The organism is Streptomyces sp. NPDC054786, assembly GCF_053611685.1.
Genome location: NZ_JBSHAW010000003.1, coordinates 143,398 through 159,381, shown reverse-complemented (window position 1 = coordinate 159,381; position 15,984 = coordinate 143,398). Strand labels below are relative to the sequence as shown.

Annotated in this window: 13 protein-coding genes and 1 pseudogene; 9 read left to right on the top strand and 5 right to left on the bottom strand. The window is 71.2% G+C overall.

Going from position 1 to position 15,984, the window contains the following annotated elements:
* Nucleotides 1–9: 9 nt before the first annotated feature.
* Nucleotides 10–2,964, top strand: a complete 2,955-nt coding sequence (locus ACWGI6_RS04340) for an FAD-binding and (Fe-S)-binding domain-containing protein (protein ID WP_453266054.1) — start codon at nt 10–12, stop codon at nt 2,962–2,964.
* A complete protein-coding gene (locus ACWGI6_RS04335; protein ID WP_453266053.1) occupies nt 2,957–4,105 on the top strand; it encodes a Glu/Leu/Phe/Val family dehydrogenase in 1,149 nt (382 codons plus the stop codon). The genes ACWGI6_RS04340 and ACWGI6_RS04335 overlap by 8 nt, the downstream gene beginning before the upstream one ends.
* Nucleotides 4,106–4,136: 31 nt before the next feature.
* Here the strand turns inward: ACWGI6_RS04335 and ACWGI6_RS04330 are convergent, their stop codons facing one another.
* The 3 genes from ACWGI6_RS04330 to ACWGI6_RS04320 all read right to left on the bottom strand — a co-directional run bounded on the left by ACWGI6_RS04330 (nt 4,137) and on the right by ACWGI6_RS04320 (nt 6,494).
* Nucleotides 4,137–4,436 (bottom strand): PASTA domain-containing protein, encoded by a 300-nt coding sequence (locus ACWGI6_RS04330; protein ID WP_393904750.1) that lies wholly within the window; start codon nt 4,434–4,436, stop codon nt 4,137–4,139.
* 169 nt (nt 4,437–4,605) lie between these two features.
* Nucleotides 4,606–6,084, bottom strand: a complete 1,479-nt coding sequence (locus ACWGI6_RS04325; protein ID WP_453266052.1) for an FAD-dependent monooxygenase — start codon at nt 6,082–6,084, stop codon at nt 4,606–4,608.
* A complete protein-coding gene (locus ACWGI6_RS04320; protein ID WP_453266051.1) occupies nt 6,081–6,494 on the bottom strand; it encodes a hypothetical protein in 414 nt (137 codons plus the stop codon). Before ACWGI6_RS04320 ends, ACWGI6_RS04325 begins: the two co-directional genes overlap by 4 nt.
* 77 nt (nt 6,495–6,571) lie before the next feature.
* Here ACWGI6_RS04320 and ACWGI6_RS04315 point away from each other — a divergent pair, with 77 nt between their 5' ends.
* Nucleotides 6,572–7,084: a MarR family winged helix-turn-helix transcriptional regulator gene (locus ACWGI6_RS04315; RefSeq protein WP_393904754.1), complete on the top strand. Its 513-nt coding sequence runs from the start codon at nt 6,572–6,574 to the stop codon at nt 7,082–7,084.
* 164 nt (nt 7,085–7,248) lie between these two features.
* Entirely contained in the window at nt 7,249–7,983 is a 735-nt protein-coding gene (locus ACWGI6_RS04310; protein ID WP_453266050.1) for a hypothetical protein, read from the top strand.
* Nucleotides 7,984–8,071: 88 nt separating this feature from the next.
* Here the strand turns inward: ACWGI6_RS04310 and ACWGI6_RS04305 are convergent, their stop codons facing one another.
* Nucleotides 8,072–8,641 carry a YcxB family protein gene (locus ACWGI6_RS04305; RefSeq protein ID WP_453266049.1) on the bottom strand — a complete coding sequence of 190 codons (570 nt, stop codon included), beginning with the start codon at nt 8,639–8,641 and terminating at the stop codon, nt 8,072–8,074.
* Nucleotides 8,642–8,716: 75 nt separating this feature from the next.
* A complete protein-coding gene (locus tag ACWGI6_RS04300; protein ID WP_453266048.1) occupies nt 8,717–9,484 on the bottom strand; it encodes a RapZ C-terminal domain-containing protein in 768 nt (255 codons plus the stop codon).
* A gap of 434 nt (nt 9,485–9,918) precedes the next feature.
* On the opposite strand from ACWGI6_RS04300, the gene ACWGI6_RS04295 reads away from it, so the two are divergent.
* From ACWGI6_RS04295 to ACWGI6_RS04275, 5 genes and pseudogenes are all read left to right on the top strand, one after another.
* Nucleotides 9,919–11,739 (top strand): TIGR03767 family metallophosphoesterase, encoded by a 1,821-nt coding sequence (locus ACWGI6_RS04295; RefSeq protein ID WP_453266047.1) that lies wholly within the window; start codon nt 9,919–9,921, stop codon nt 11,737–11,739.
* A 46-nt stretch (nt 11,740–11,785) separates the two neighbouring features.
* Nucleotides 11,786–12,040, top strand: a pseudogene (locus ACWGI6_RS04290) (barstar family protein); the annotation flags it as partial.
* Between the two features lie 216 nt (nt 12,041–12,256).
* On the top strand, nt 12,257–13,864 hold the full coding sequence (dacB, locus tag ACWGI6_RS04285) for a D-alanyl-D-alanine carboxypeptidase/D-alanyl-D-alanine endopeptidase (RefSeq protein ID WP_453266046.1): 1,608 nt from the start codon (nt 12,257–12,259) through the stop codon (nt 13,862–13,864).
* Nucleotides 13,865–14,021: 157 nt separating this feature from the next.
* Nucleotides 14,022–14,468 (top strand): RrF2 family transcriptional regulator, encoded by a 447-nt coding sequence (locus ACWGI6_RS04280; RefSeq protein WP_453266045.1) that lies wholly within the window; start codon nt 14,022–14,024, stop codon nt 14,466–14,468.
* Between the two features lie 219 nt (nt 14,469–14,687).
* Nucleotides 14,688–15,980: a globin domain-containing protein gene (locus tag ACWGI6_RS04275; protein ID WP_453266132.1), complete on the top strand. Its 1,293-nt coding sequence runs from the start codon at nt 14,688–14,690 to the stop codon at nt 15,978–15,980.
* The last annotated feature ends 4 nt before the right edge of the window (nt 15,981–15,984 follow it).

The window sequence follows — 15,984 nt, the reverse complement described above, 5'->3', positions numbered from 1 at the left end:
GCGAGCACGGTGACCACGACAGCGCAGGGCCTCGGCAGCCTCGACGCGGCAGCTGTGGCCGAAGCCCTCGACCGCGGGGACTGCGGCAAGGTCGCCGGCGATGCCGGGCACCGGGCACAGTACGCGTCCGATGCCTCCAACTACCGCCGGATCCCGCTCGCCGTGGTCTTCCCCCGCGAGCGGCAACACGTCCTCAACACCCTCCGTGTGTGCCGTCGCCTGGGAGTGCCGGTCACCGCACGCGGCGCGGGCACCAGCACCTCAGGGCAGGCCGTCGGGCCGGGCGTGGTGCTCGACTTCTCCCGCTTCTTCCACCGGCTGATCGCGCTGGACGCGCACACCCGGACCGCGACCGTGCAGCCCGGCATCGTGCTGGACGAGCTGCAGAAAGCTGCCGCCGAGCACGGCCTGCTGTTCGGCGCCGACCCCTCCACGCACAGCCGCTGCACCCTCGGCGGCATGATCGGCAACAACGCCTGCGGTTCGCACTCGCTCGCCTGGGGACGCACCGCGGACAACATCGTGGAACTCGAAGTGGTCACCTACCGCGGCACGGTGGTCCGGCTCGGCGAGATGACCCGTGAGCAGATCGACGCGGCCATTGCCGCGGGCGATGACCGCGGAGAGCTGATCGCCTCCCTGTACGGCCTCGCCCAGCGCAATCTGGCGACGCTGCGCACCGAGCTGGGGCAGTTTCCGCGGCAGGTGTCGGGCTATGCGCTGGAACAGCTGCTGCCCGAGCGGCGCTTCAACCTCGCCAGAGCCCTGGTCGGCAGCGAGGGCACACTGGCCGTCGTCCTCTCGGCGACCGTCCGCCTGCTGGCGCCTCCCCCCGCACGGGCCCTGGTCGTCCTCGGTTTCTCGGACGCCGGCGCCGCGGCCGATGCGGTCCCCGCACTGCTCCGGCACGAGCCGCTGGCCCTGGAGGGACTCGATCGCGCGCTGACCGACATCGTCACCCGGCCCGGGACCAGGGCCGCCATCGACACCCTGCCGACCGCACAGGCCTGGCTGTTCGCGGAACTCGGCGGTCCGGCGGACACGCTGTCCCGGCAGGCCGAAGCGCTGGCCGAGAGCGCGCACCGGGCCGCCGGCTGCACCGGCAGTGAGGTCATCACCGATCCCGTGCGCGCCCGTGAGCTGTGGCGGATCCGCGAGGACGGCGCGGGCCTGGCCACCCGGCTGCCCGACGGCTCCGAAGCCTGGCCCGGATGGGAGGACGCGGCCGTCCCGCCCGACCAACTGGGCTCCTATCTACGCCAGTTCACCGCTCTGCTGCACCGCTATGAGCTGCAGGGAGCCGTCTACGGGCACTTCGGCGAAGGCTGTCTGCACGTCCGGATCAACTTCGACTTCACCACCGAGCAGGGCACCGCCGTCTTCCGCGCCTTCCTCTCCGACGCCGCCCGGCTGGTCGCCGCACACGGTGGCTCACTGTCCGGCGAGCACGGCGACGGCCAGGCCCGCTCCGCGCTGCTGCCCCTGATGTACGGACCCGACGTCCTCGACCTGTTCGAGGAATTCAAGAACATCTGGGACCCCGACCACGGCCTCAATCCCGGCATGATCGTGCAGCCGCTGCCCGTCGACGGCAATCTGCGGGTCAGCCCGCACCGCACCCCCCTGCCGCTGGCCACCGTCTTCCCCTTCCACGCCGATGACGGCGACTTCGCCAAGGCCACCCGCCGTTGCGTCGGCGTCGGCAAGTGCCGCTCCGCCGCGCACCGCGGCGATGTGATGTGCCCCAGCTACCGGGTCACCCTGGACGAGAAGGACTCCACCCGCGGCCGCGCCCGTCTTCTGTACGAGATGACCCAGGGAGAGGTGATCACCGACGGCTGGCGTTCCACCGAGGTCCGCGACGCCCTCGATCTGTGCCTGTCGTGCAAGGGATGCAGTGCCGACTGCCCGGTCGGGGTGGACATGGCCACCTACAAGTCGGAGTTCCTCCACCACCACTACAAGGGACGCCTGCGCCCCGCGTCGCACTACACCATGGGCTGGCTGCCGCTGCTGTCACGGCTGGCCGCCCGGATCCCCGGTCCGGTCAACGCGCTCACCTCCTCCCGCCTGGCCCCCGCCGTCAAACGGCTCGGCGGCATCGCCGCGGAGCGGGACCTCCCACGCTTCGCCCAACAGACCTTCCTGACCTGGTTCCGCCGCCGCACACCCCGGGGCGACGGCCGGCGCGGACCGGTCCTGCTGTGGGTCGATTCGTTCAACAACCACTTCAGCCCCGATGTCCTCAAAGCCGGCGTGGCCGTGCTGGAGCACGCCGGCTTCCGGGTGCAGGTCCCCGAGGGCACACAGTGCTGCGGGCTCACCTGGATCACCACCGGCCAGCTCGGCATCGCCCGCCGTATCGCCCGGCGGACCGTCGCCGCGCTGGCTCCCGCGGTCCGTGCCGGCACACCCGTCGTCGGACTGGAACCGAGCTGCACCGCGGCCCTCAAGAGCGACCTCCCCGAACTCCTCGACGGCAACCCGGACGCCCGCGCCCTCGCCCGGACCACCCGCACCCTCGCCGAACTCCTCGTCCACCACACGCCCGGCTGGCAGCCCCCGCTGATCGAGGCCCGCTCGATCAGCCAGACCCACTGCCACCAGCACGCCACCTCCGGTTTCAGCGCCGACGCAGCGCTGCTGGCCCGCATGGGAGTCGACAACACCACGCTCGATTCGGGCTGTTGCGGCCTCGCCGGCAACTTCGGTTTCGAACGCGGCCACTACGACGTCTCGGTCGCCGCGGGCGAACAGGTACTGCTCCCCGCGGTGCGCTCGGCCGCAGCCGACACACAGATCCTGGCCGACGGCTTCAGCTGCCGCACCCAGATCGCCCAGCAGACCCATCGCGGCGGCACCCATCTCGCCGAGCTGATCGCCCAGGCGCTGCCCCCGGCCGACACCCCCGCCCGACCCGCGCTCCCGTCCCTTCCTACCGACAAGGAACACACCCGTGACTGATGCACTCTCTCTCGTCGACGAGTGGGGCCCCGAGAAAATCGTCGTCGTCTCGCACCGGCGCACCGGCATGAAGGGCGTCCTGGTGATCGACAACACCGCTCGCGGCATCGGCAAGGGCGGCACCCGCATGAGCCCCGGCGTGACCGTCGACGAGGTGTCCCGGCTGGCCCGTGTCATGACGTGGAAGTGGGCCGCCGTCGACCTCTTCTACGGCGGTGCGAAGGCCGGCATCGTCGCGGACCCGGCCTCCCGCGACAAGGAGGCGGTGCTGCGTGCCTTCGCCCGCGCACTGTCCAACGAGGTGCCCCGCGAGTACGTGATGGGGCTCGACATGGGCCTGACCGAAGATGACGCCGCCATCATCCAGGACGAGCTGGGCGACCGCGGCGCCGCCGTCGGCACCCCCGAGCATCTCGGCGGCGTGGCCTACGACAAGCTCGGTGTCACCGGCTACGGCGTTGCCGAGGCGGCCGACGCCGCGGCACGGCACCAGGGGCTGCCGATGGCCGGCTCCCGGGTCGCCCTCCAGGGCTTCGGTGCGGTCGGCAGCGCGGCGGCCCGCCGCTTCGCCGAACTCGGTGCCACCGTCGTGGCGGTGTCCACCGCCCACGGGGCGCTGTACGACCCCAGCGGTCTCGACGTCGACGCTCTGCTGGCGGCGCGCGAGGAGCACGGCGACCGCTTCGTCACCCGCCACTCCCCCGGCACCCGGCTCGCTCCGGGCGGCGAACTCACCGTGGACTGCGACATCTTGGTGCCCGCCGCTCTGCAGGACGTCATCGACCGCACCACCGCGCCCGACATCAAGGCGAAGCTCGTTGTGGAGGGCGCCAATCTGCCCACCTCAGCGGAAGCCCGGAGCATCCTCGCGGAGCGTGGCATCACGCTGCTCCCCGACTTCGTGGCGAACGCCGGCGGCGTCGTCGCGGCCGCCTTCGCGATGGACGCCCGCTACTCCGGCTTCCGGCCCGACACACCCACCATTGTCGAGACGGTCTCGACGCGGCTGCGCGCCAACACCATGACCGTCCTGGACGCGGCCCGGCTGCAGCACATCACCCCGCACACCGCCGGCCGCCGCCTGGCCGAGGAACGCGTCCGCACCGCCATGCACAGCAAGGGGCGCATCCCACGCGGCTGATACGGCCCAGCGGAGCGGGCGCGGCGCACCACTACGGGCACGACTCCTCGCTCTTGACGACGGTGAGCGTGACCCTCCGGCCCTGCAGCGGGGTGCCCGCCGCCGGACTCTGCGCACAGACCTTCCAGCCCGCCGGCCAGAGCACATGGCGGCCCGCGCCGCGCCCGTCCTTGAGCTGGACGGAGGTGTCGTAATGGAGAGCCTCGTAGGCGGAGACCAGCCGATGGCCTGCCACCTGCGGCATCTTCTCGGGGCCGTCGGCATGAGCCGAAGCAGCCGGCACCAGGCAGCAGAGGGAGAGGACCGAGGCAGTGACGATTCTGTTCACCACCGGAGAACGATCACCGCCCGCAACGGTCACCTCGGGAGCTCACTGTCCCGGGTCCAGGATCATCAGATGCTGAGGATGCGGGAAGGGCACGAGGGCTTCGGCCAGGCCCACGGCGCTCAGGTGTACGGTGCGCCGCCCGGCGCGAAGGAACGGGCGGCGCCCCGGGCGCTTACGGGCCGGTCGTCCAGGAGCGGAGCGCCGCGGCCACCTCCTCGACATCGGGGCCGGTCCAGGCGCGGGCGATATAGCCGTCCGGCCGGATCAGTGCGGCGGACAGCCCCGACCACGGCGGGGCCCCGGCAACCTCGACCCGGGCCGAGCGAAGGGGCCCGAAGACGGCGTCCGGGGTGAAGTCGGCGAGGAGGAAGCGGTCGATCGCCAGCCGGCGTTGCACGGTGCCGTCCGACAGTTCCAGGTCGGGCGCGCGGCAGCCGTCCAACGGGTGCCCCGGGGCAGGAGGGGGATAGGACAGGCCGAGGCCGGACAACCAGGCGGTCAGGTCGTCCGCCGTCTCGCCGCCCTTGGCGATCAGCCCGCTCATCAGGTCACGCAGCGCCGCTCCCGCCGGGCTGAAGGTGGTCATCAGGGCCGCCTGAGCCAGCGTGTTGCCGGCCAGCTTGACGGCGACCGGGGCGCGCTCGCTCTCGTAGGCGGCCGCTCCCTCGGTGATCACGGTCGGGGCCCAGCCCTGGATCTCGGCCGCCAGCTTCCACGCCAGGTTCGCCGCGTCCTGCAGGCCGACGTTCATCCCCTGGCCGCCTGCGGCCAGATGGACATGTGCCGCGTCGCCGGCCAGGAAGATCCGGTTCCTGCGGTACTTCACGGCGTGCCGCGTCGTGTCATTGGCCGTGGACAGCCACAGCGCCTCGCGCAGTCCGTGGTCACTGCCGGTCATCCGGTGCAGGAGGGCCCGCAGTTCGTCGACGGTCAGTGCCTGCGTCTGGCGCGCGCGTACCTGGTCGGGGGTGAGCCCGGTGTCCGCGGCTTCGGTGCCGAACACCCGGTGCCTACCCTCGGGGAGGGGGACGACACTGATCTGACCGCGCCGGTGGTCCCAGTAGTGCGCGACGCCGTCCGGAGGATCGGTCAGGGTGACGTCGGCGACGAATCCCACCATGGACGGCGGGGTCCCCTGGAAGTCGATGCCGGCCTGCCGTCGTACGAGGCTGCGCGCGCCGTCGGCGCCCACCAGGTAACCGGCTTCGCGCACCCGGCCGTTGACGGTCAACCGGACCCCGTCGGCATCCTGGGTGAACCCGGTGACGTCGTGACCGTAATGCACTGGTATTCCGCGCCTGCGAAGGTGGTCCGCCAGCACTCGCTCGGTCGTCGTCTGCGGGACCATCAGCACGAAGGGGTAGGGCGTGTCGAGCTTCGTGTAGTCGAGCATGTCGGGCAGTGCGGCGAAGTGCGCGCTCGGTACGGGGCGCCCCAGCGAGACCAGTACGTCGGAGAGCCGCCGGCCGCCTTCGGTGCGCAGCAGGGTGAGGACCTCCAGGGTCCGGGGGTGCACCGCGGTGGCTTTGGCGTTCTCGCTCTGACCGGCCCTGCGCTCCAGTACCTCCACGGTGACCCCCGCGGCGTCCAGCAGAGCAGCGGTCAGCAGGCCGACCGGCCCGCCTCCCGCAACGATCACCTCGACGCTCATCGACGCCCCCGCCCGGGGCGCAGCAGCCAGATACCCGCGGCGAGACCGGTGGTGGAGGCGAGGTGCACCGTGAGCGCCTTTTCGTTGGGTGCCCAGACACCTGTGGTGGGGCCTCCGGACCACATCGCCGCCGCAAAGCCGGCCCCTGCGGCCGCCATCGCGCCCCACAACGACCGGCCGCGCCGCGGCCCGGCGAGAACGCCGATGCCGATGGCCGTCAGGCTCCCCGCGGTGATCAGGGCCTCGCGGGCCATGTGGTACTGCACATGGCCCGCGCCGTCCCGCGCCTCGGGCGCCCGATAGGTGTCATCCGTGATGTGGGTGACGGTCTGCCAGACCGACGGCAGGGCCGCCGCCATTCCGGCGACGGTGACGACTTGGCCGAGCTTCTCCCGCGCGGTGCGCGTCATGGCTCCTCCTCTAATTACCTTAACGTGAAGATAATTAACGTTCGCCTTTCAGTCAACGCGCTGCTAGGATCCGACGTGTGACCACAAGCTCGCCCCGCGACCGCGTCGACGGCATGATCGACGTCATCTCCGCCGCGCACGACCCGGCCGACCTGGAGTCCAAGGCGTTGGTGTATCGCCTGCGGAGGGTGGCGCACCACATGGAGATCGAGCTCAAGCGCGAACTGGCGCGACACGGGATCGAGTTGTGGGAACTGGAGCTACTGGCCTGTCTGCGCAGGGCCGCGCCGCGCCATCGCCTCAGCGCCAAAGACCTGATGGAGCAGATGCAGCTCACCACCGGAGCCGTCACCAACCGCGTCTCCCGGCTCGAAGCCAAAGGGTGGGTCAGCAGAGAACTCGACCCGGAGGACCGCCGCAGCGTTCTCGTCACGCTCACCGAGCGTGGTCTCGACCGGGCGCTGCAGGTCTTCGCCACCAAGACCGAGGCCGAACGCACCTTGCTCGCCGCGTTCACACACGAGCAGCAGCACGAGCTCAATGCCGCGATGCGCACCTTGCTGATCAGCCTGGAGGGACGTCACCCCTGACCGGGGTGCTCCGCCCCCTCGCCGCGGCAGGGCTGGGCGGCGTACGACCCGGCCCGGCGCGCCACGGCCGCCGCCGAACCGCCACGACGAGCACGTAGGGTGACCGCTCCAGCACGGAATCGGGTGCTCCGCAGCACTCGGTCCCACCGGAGAAAGGGACATGCATGCGCGCTCGCCATCTCGCCACGGCTGCCGTTCTGGCGCTCACCACTGCTCTTCTCGCCGCCGCCCCTGCCCCGGCACGCCCTTCCACCGCGCCGTCCGGCGGCCGGGCCGCCACCCGCCTCGCCGGAAACACCGAGGTCCCCGTCGAGGGCGGCTCGGCCCGCTTCGACGCGCCCCCGACGCTCCTCGCCGCGCTCAAGGCCCGCGGCGTGGCGATCGCGGAGATCGACACCCAGGGCGAGATCAGCCCGCACTACTCCACCGGCAGCGTGCGTCTGGGCATCAAGAGCGGTGTCGTCACCAACAGCGGCGGCAAGGTCGGCGGTGAGCTCCGGTTCACCCGCGCCGGTATCGCGTTGATCAACATCAAGACGAAGAAGGTCGTCAAGGTCACCGGCTTGGTCGGCGACCTCACCCAAGGCACCCTCAACGCCGCCCTGGACCGGGGCGGGAAGGCCACTCTGGGCACTTTCACCCGGCCCCGCACCACGTCATCCGTCGACCCCGAGGCCGCCGTTCTGCGCATGGACACCGGCATCACCGTCACCGCGGCCGCCGCCGCCAGGCTCAACGCAGCCCTCGGCACCAAGTGCTTCACCGGCGGCGGACCGCTGCTGCACGTCCGTATCGACGCCGCCCTCGACCCGTCCGTCGACCTCGCCACCGCCCTCAACCTGGGCCACCGCGCGTCCCGGACCGACGAAGAGGGCAAGGTGGCCGACAGCGCGCGGTGACGAGCGGCCCCTGGCCATGCTCCAGCGGACAGGGCCCGGTCCCGCGCTGAGGCCCCGCGCTGATCCGCCAGGGATTACGGGACAGCCCTTAGTCCTGTGAAGGCACCCGTCCGGGTCGCGGGTGGGCCGTACCGACACGTGACAGCCGCTGGTCGAGCAGGGCGCGCAGCCGGTCGGCATCGACCGGTCCGCTCGCCCCGCGCTTGGGCAGCAGGGTGAGGCCGGAGGCGTTCTTGTCGCCGCTCAGCAGGACGAAGAGCCCGGGTGTTTCGACGTAGCGGGGGGCCGCCTGCCAGGTGAGGCTGGTGGTTCCCTGCTGGGTCGCGACGGTGACGCCGGTCTCGTCCGCGACGATCCGCTGCTCGCCCTTGGCGGCGGCCAGCCGGTGGAGACTCTTCGCCTGCATCCGTGTCTGGCCCAGCAGGACCAGCAGAAAGACCAGCCCCATCACGGCAGGAAGCAGATCGCCGTAGTCGTCGCCCGCCCACGACAGCACCACGACGCTCACCATGCAGAGGGCCACGAACGCCATCAGCAGGCGCGTACGACGGAACGACACCGAGACCTTCGCCCGGGCGCTCAGCGCCTCGCGGAAATCCTCGACCGTCGGTGTGTACGACAACTCCACCCGTGCCACGATCCGTTGCCCCCCGCTCATCCGCGCTCCCCGCCGAAGCATCCGAACGGAGATACTAGCGCCGCCATCCGCGCAGGCCGTCGGCCCCTCACGCCGTCACAGCGGCTGGGGAGTCCAGGGCAGTGACAGGCCGTCACTGTGACGTCGGGGAACCAGATGGACGTGGGCGTGGAAGACCGTCTGCGTCGCCGCCGGACCGACCGCCGCGATGATGTTCAGGTCACCCGCCAGCTCCGCGCCCAGTTCCGCCGCGCGCTGCATCACCTCGGCGGTCACGGCCGGATCGGTCGTCGCGTCCCGTACATGGCGGCGCGGGACGACCAGGAGATGGCCGGGGGTGACCGGGCGGCGGGGCACGATCGCCACGGCGTCCGGCCACTCACGGACGAGCTGGGCGGGCGCGGTGCCGGCGGCGATGCGGCAGAAGACGCAGGCCTCCAGTTGCTTGGCGGGTTCGCGGTGGATCAGCGGGCGGGCGATGTCGCGGTGCTCGACATCGGCGGCGGTGCCGCGTTCGGCGAGCCAGTCGGCGACCGCCCGGGCGACGGCCGGAGCGCGGTGGCGGCCGTACCAGCAGGCGACGTACAGATGCACCGCTTCCTCGGCGGCGGCCCGGTGCAGGGCGAGTACCTGACGGCCGGTGCGCTCGACGGTCCGCCGCGCGTCCGGGCCGGACAGGACGTAGTCACGGACCTCGGGGTCCAGTCCCGTCAGCGGGACCAGGGACGCGGTGACGGCGGTGTCGGCCGGGTCCCACATCCGGTCACGGACGTCCAGTACGAGTGCGCCGGCGTCATGCCGGGGCGGGGCACCCCAGCGGGCGCCATAGGACGTGATCCGGACCGGGGCGGCGCCAGTGGGCATGACCTCTCCTGCCATGGGGAAATGGGGGACCTTGCGGGGCGGGAGACCGTTCCCGCGTGCCGCCATCGGCATCGCCGTCAGCGGGCTGCGGATTTCCCTGTGACAGATGTACATGACGTGAGGCGGGCCGGGCCATGGGATCCGCACGCGGCCTCTGCCTGGCGATCGGCCTCGCGCTCGTGAACGGCCTCTCAACGACCGGCCCGCCGGAGGCAACGGCGGACCGAGGAGGCCCGACGGAGGCGCACGGAGGGGGGCGGCAGGCCGGTCGCCACGGCCCTCCGGGCAGCGGACCGTACCGACGGGCAATGGGTGTGCCCAGTTCCGGGCCCGTTCAGCTGCTGGTCACGCTCACCGCCCAAGCTCTGGAATGAGATATTCCGCTTGGTGACATCGCTGTGGTCAGGCACACCGGCCACGGCACGGAGGGCCTCATGGCCGGAATTGAAACGCACATCCCCACCAACCGTCGTCGCTTCCTCCTCAGCTCCGGTGCCGCCGTCGCCGGAGCCGGTGCCGCCTGGGCACTGCCGAGTCAGCGCAGCAGCAGCGCGGCCCCGGCCGCCGCACACGCACAGCCCCTCACCGATACGTCGCCGGTCCGCTCCGGTGCGCGGCGGGCGGCACCGTACGGGGCCACCACGCTGGACACCGCGGCCACTCTCGCCGGCAGCGGCAGCTACCGCCGGATCACCTCCGGTCCCGGATGGCCCCTGGTCGTCCGGGGTGACATCGCCTCCGCCGCGGCCGGGCGCCAGGACCGGCGGACCGCCCTGGCGTGCTTCGTCCAGTTCACCGACCTCCATGTGGCCGACGTCCAGAGCCCGTTGCGCACCGAGTACCTGCGCGCCGGATCGCCGGGATCGTGGCGGGCGCAGGAGGCGCTGTCGGTGGCCGGTTCGGTGTCGCTGGTGGAACAGGCCAACGCGGTCCGCGGCGGACCGCACACCGGCCGGCCGCCGGCCTTCGTCATGTCCACGGGTGACAACATCGACAACCACTCCATGGTGGAGCTGGAATGGTTCCTCACCCTCATGAGCGGTGGCCGCATCACGCCCAACACCGGTGACCCGACGTCGTACGAAGGCGTACAGAATTCCGGCCTCGCGCTGTACTGGCACCCGGACGACAGCCTGCGCGACCAGGACAAGAGACGCGGCCTGCCGCCGATACCCGGCTACCTCGAAGCCGCGATGCGCCCGGTCGTCAGCCCCGGCCTGCGGCTTCCCTGGTACTCGACACCCGGCAACCACGACGACCTGCCGGGTGGTTGTCTGGCCCCGCAGGACCCCGTGCTGGCGGACTACCTCACCGGGGCGCGCAAGCTGTTCTCCGTGCCGGATGCCGACGTGGCCGCCTTCGCCAAGGTGCTGAACTCCGGCGGCGACCCCAAGAGCACCGTGCTCAAGGAGATCCTCAGCCGTAACGCCGCCGGCGCACGCACCGTGACCGCCGACGAGCGCCGCAGGATGTTCACGCCCCATGAGTACCTGCGGGCGCATCTGAACCCGGCGTTCGCCGGAGCGGGACCGGTCGGGCACGGCTACACCGACAATCACCTCGACGGTGACCAGATGTATTACTCCTTCACCGTCGCCGAGGGTGTCATCGGCATCAGCATCGACACCACCTACCGCAGCGGCCACTACGAAGGGTCGCTGGGCACCGAGCAACTCCGGTGGCTGGAGCGGACCTTGGCCGCTCACAGCTCGCGCCACTACGACGCGGACGGCCGGCTGGTGCGCAACACCGGCGCCGACGACGCGCACATCCTGGTGTTCAGCCACCACCACAGCCCGAGCATGACCCGGCGCCCCGACGCGGCCCGCACGGAGGAGAAGCGGCACGACGGCGAGGAGGTCATCGCGCTGCTGAGCCGGTTCCCGAACGTGGTGGCATGGATCAACGGCCACAGCCACGTCAACCGCATCACGCCGCATGCCCATCCGACGGCCGCCCGCTCCTTCTGGGAGGTCAACACCGCCTCGCACGTGGACTATCCACAGCATGCGCGGATCATCGAACTCGTGGACAACCACGACGGGACACTGTCCCTGTTCGCCACCCTCATCGAATCCGCCGCCCCGCACCACACGGACTTCAACGACCTCTCCGCCGTCGGCCTCGCCTCGCTCTACCGCGAGCTGTCCTACAACGCTCCCGGCCTCGCCGCCGGACTGACCGACGGCGTCCACGAAGCAATGGCGGGCACCCCGGCGGACCGCAACACCGAACTCCTCGTCCGCCGGGCGTGAGACGGGACCCACGCCACCGGTCCCTCACCGGTTCGTCACGGACGGGCCCGGCTTGCACCGCGCGCTGAGCGAGGCGCTCACCGGCCCCGGAGGGTACTTCGGCCGGAGACGGGACGCGTTCAAGGACTGCCTGTGCGGCGGCTTCGGCGTGGCCGCGCCCCTCACCCTGATCCGGCACGACGCCGATGTCGTGCGCCGGGCACCGGCAGATGTCGTCTCCGCACCACAGGGACGACTCTCCTACGTCGAGGAGAACGTGCAGCTCCTCGAAGGCGCCGGTGCCACGGTGGTCCTGGAGTGAGGAAGGACGGAGGCAGCTGAGGCTCCCTCAGGAGGCGCCGCTCGACCGCGGCGCGGCGGAGGGCGGGTGGCGTTCCTCGCCGGCCCGCGGGCCGGTGCGCTGGAGCGTCCGGGGGACCCCGGCCGACACCTGCGTCCCCGTGGCAGCCGTGAGCAGTACCTTCAGGGGGATATAGCGGTAGATACGCGACAGATCAACACCACCGGTGGAGTCTGCATGTCACCCTCCGTCACACACAGGTCCGCGCGCAGACGCATCGTCCGCACCCTGGGCGTTGTGCTGGCCGTCGGCGTCGTCATCACCGGTCTGATCCAGGTCGCGCCGTCCCCCACACCCCAAGCTCTCGACCCGCGGATCACTTCGGTCCTGCGGAAGCCGGACTACCGGCATGCCCGGTGGGGGCTGCTCCAGCAGAACCCGGAGACCGGCAAGGCGACGCAGTCCCGCCTCGCCGACCAGTTCTTCATCCCCGGGTCAACGGCCAAACTGTTCAGCGTCAGCAGCATCTGGCACACCCTCGGCAGCGGCCACCGCTTCGTCACGCCGGTCCACGCCGTCGGGCAGCGCCGGAACACGACACTCAAGGGCAACCTGGACCTGGTCGCGCAGGGCGACCTGACCCTCGGTGGCCGCACCCGCAAGGACGGAACCGTCGCCTTCACCGCCATCGACCACACCTACGCCAACGACGTCCCGGGAGCCACCCTCACCCCGCAGGACCCACTGGCCGGGATCAACCACCTGGCCCGGCAGGTGCGCAACTCGGGGATCCGTCTGGTCGACGGGGACGTGGTCATCGACGCGCGGCTGTTCCGGCCGGACCCCGTCCTCGACCCGACCCCCACACCACTGATCATCAACGACAACGTCATCGATCTGCTGACCACCCCCGGCGCCAAGGCGGACGCGCCGGCCGGCCTGGAGTGGCGCCCGAAGGTCGCGCCCTACCACGTCACATCCTCCGTCCGCACCGTCGCGGCGGGCCAACCGGCCGACATCGCCGTGAGCAGCTCCGCCGACGGCACCCGTATCCGCCTGTCCGGCACCATCCCCGTCGGCTCCGCTCCCGCCCTGCGGGTGTCCGGGATCAAGGACCCGAACGCCTTTGGCCGCACCGCCGTGATCGAGGCACTGAAACGGGCCGGGGTCGAGGTCCGCGCAAAGGCGATCGGCCCCAACCCGGCCCGGCAGTTGCCCAGGACCTACCAGGGCGCACCAACGGTGGCCCGGTACACCTCCCCCACGTACGACCAGTACGCCAGGCTCATCCTCAAGGTGAGCCACAACCTCGGGGCGAACCTCGGGATCTGTCTGATGGCCACCAGCACGGGAAGCCCCAACTGCGAAGCCGGTTTCCCCGTACTGGCCTCGTTTCTGGACCATGCGCGGGTGGACCGCAAGGCCGTACAGCTCGCCGACGGCCGCGGCGGCAACCCGATCGACCGGACCACCCCACGCGCCGTGGCGCAGATCCTGACGTACTGGCAGCACACCCCCGAGGCACGGCGCTTCCGCACCTCGCTGCCCGTCCTGGGTGTCGACGGGACCCTGGCGGATTCCTGCCGCAGCTGCCCGTCACGCGGCAAGGTTTTCGCCAAGACCGGCACCGCGGCGGGCGGTGACGCCCTCAACGACCGGCTGGCCGTGGGCGGTGAGACGGCGGCCGGCTATCTGGAGACGCGCCGGGGCCACTTCGATGTGTTCTTCGCCGGAGTGAACGGCGCCTCGACCCCCAACGCCGGTATCAACGGTGTCCTGGCCATCGGCAACGATGTGGCCGATGTCGCCGCCTACCTCCAGCAGCAGTCCTCCGGACGGCACTGAACAACGAGGCCCGCACACCGGCCGGGTGGCGGCGCGGCGCGCTCTGCCACCAGCCCGAGATAGGGCAGTGCGGCGCCCCCTGTCCCCCTCCCCCGTCCAGACTCCCACCACCGCCCATTAATTGGCATCTTGGATACCACTTCTATAGAGTGCAAAGGTGCGACTCACCAAGAGCACCGACATCGCCCTGCGTATCGCCATGCGCCTCGCGGTGCGCGGCGACGCGGACGACGCGCCCACCACCCGCGAGGTGGCGAGCGCCGTCGAAGTGCCGTACACCCACGCCGCCAAAGTGGTGAGCAAGCTCCAGCACCTGGGCGCCGTCGAGGCGCGGCGCGGACGGGGCGGCGGGCTGACGCTGACGGCTGCGGGGCGTACGGGTTCGCTCGGGCGGTTGGTCCGTGAACTGGAGGGGGTCGATGACGTGGTGGGCTGCGAGGACGACCCGCCATGCCCGTTGCGCGGTGGCTGCCGACTGCGCGGCGCACTACGGGCGGCACAGGAAGCGTTCTACGCCTCGCTCGATCCGCTCTCGGTTGCCGACCTGATCGAAACCCCGACCGGGCCGCTCCTGCTCAGCCTGACGCCGCGCCCCACGGACTGAGCACGTCGGCGCGGACTGAAGACGGTCGATCGACCCGAGCCCGCGGCACGGATTGCACGTATCCCAAGGCAAGGCATCCCCCTCGCACGGGAACCCCCGCAGCACGGCCGCCACCCCCACGCACTCCAAACCGTGCCACCTCACCCCAGAAAATACGAATCCAAGATGCACATTTCATTACCCTCCCCCTCCCCCTCCTACAAGAGCCCGGAGTTGTCGATGCTGTCACCGAAGTCCGCCGAGACCGTCCGCGCCACCCTCCCCGCCGTGAGCGGAGCCATCGGTGAGATCACGGCGCTCTTCTACGAGAAGCTCTTCACCGCCCACCCCGAGCTGCTGCGCCATCTCTTCAACCGCGGCAACCAGGCCAACGGCAGCCAGCGACAGGCTCTTGCCGGGGCCGTCGCCGCCTTCGCGAGCCGTCTCATCGAGCACCCGGAGCGCCGGCCGGACGCCATGCTCACGCGGATCGCCCACAAACATGCCTCTCTCGGGGTGCGTGCGGACCAGTACCCGATCGTGCGGGAACACCTCTTCGCGGCCATCGCCGAGGTGCTCGGCGACGCGGTGACCGACGAGGTGGTACGCGCCTGGGACGAGGTGTACTGGCTGATGGCCCATGCCCTGATCGCCGTCGAGAAGCGCCTCTCGACCGAGGCGGGCGTCCCGGACGGCGAAGTGTGGCGTCCCTACCGAGTGGCCGCCCGCATGCAGGAGACCGACGAGGTCGCGACCTTCATCCTGCGGCCGGCCGATGGCGCGCCCGTCCCCCCGTCCCGTCCCGGCCAATATGTCTCCGTACAAGTGCAACTCCCGGACGGTGCACGGCAGATACGCCAGTACAGCCTGTCCGGGCAGCCGGACGGCGGGTTGCAGATCTCCGTGAAGCGGGTGCCTGCCGCCCGCCGGCCCGGCGCCCCGTCCGACGACCGGGCGGGCGAGGTCTCCGGGTATCTGCACGCGCACGTCCACGGCGGCGAGACCCTGCGCGTGAGCCCGCCGTTCGGTGACGTGGTGCTCTCCGATGGGGACGATGGCCCCCTGCTCCTCGCCTCGGCGGGCATCGGTTGCACTCCGATGGTCGGCATGCTCGCGTACCTCGCCGCCGCCGGCTCCCGACGCCGCGTCATCGCCGCCCACGCCGATCGGTCACCCGCCACCCATCCGTTCCGTACGGATCTCCACCGGCTCACCGGCAAACTCCCCGACGCGACAACGGAACTCTGGTACGAAGACGGTCTCCGGTACGGGGGCGGACTCCCGTACGGGGACGGACTCCCGTACGGGGATGAGGGGGCCGGCCGGCCGACGGGTGGTGCGGCGGAGCCGGTGACCGTGCGCACCGGGCGGATGGATCTGACGCAGATCGCCATTCCGGCCGGTACCACCGCGTATCTCTGCGGGCCGGTGCCCTTCATGAAGACGGTCCGCGCCCAACTCCTGGCATCCGGAGTGCCGGCCTCGCACATCCACTACGAGGTCTTCGGCCCGGATCTCGGCCTCCAGGCATAGCCAT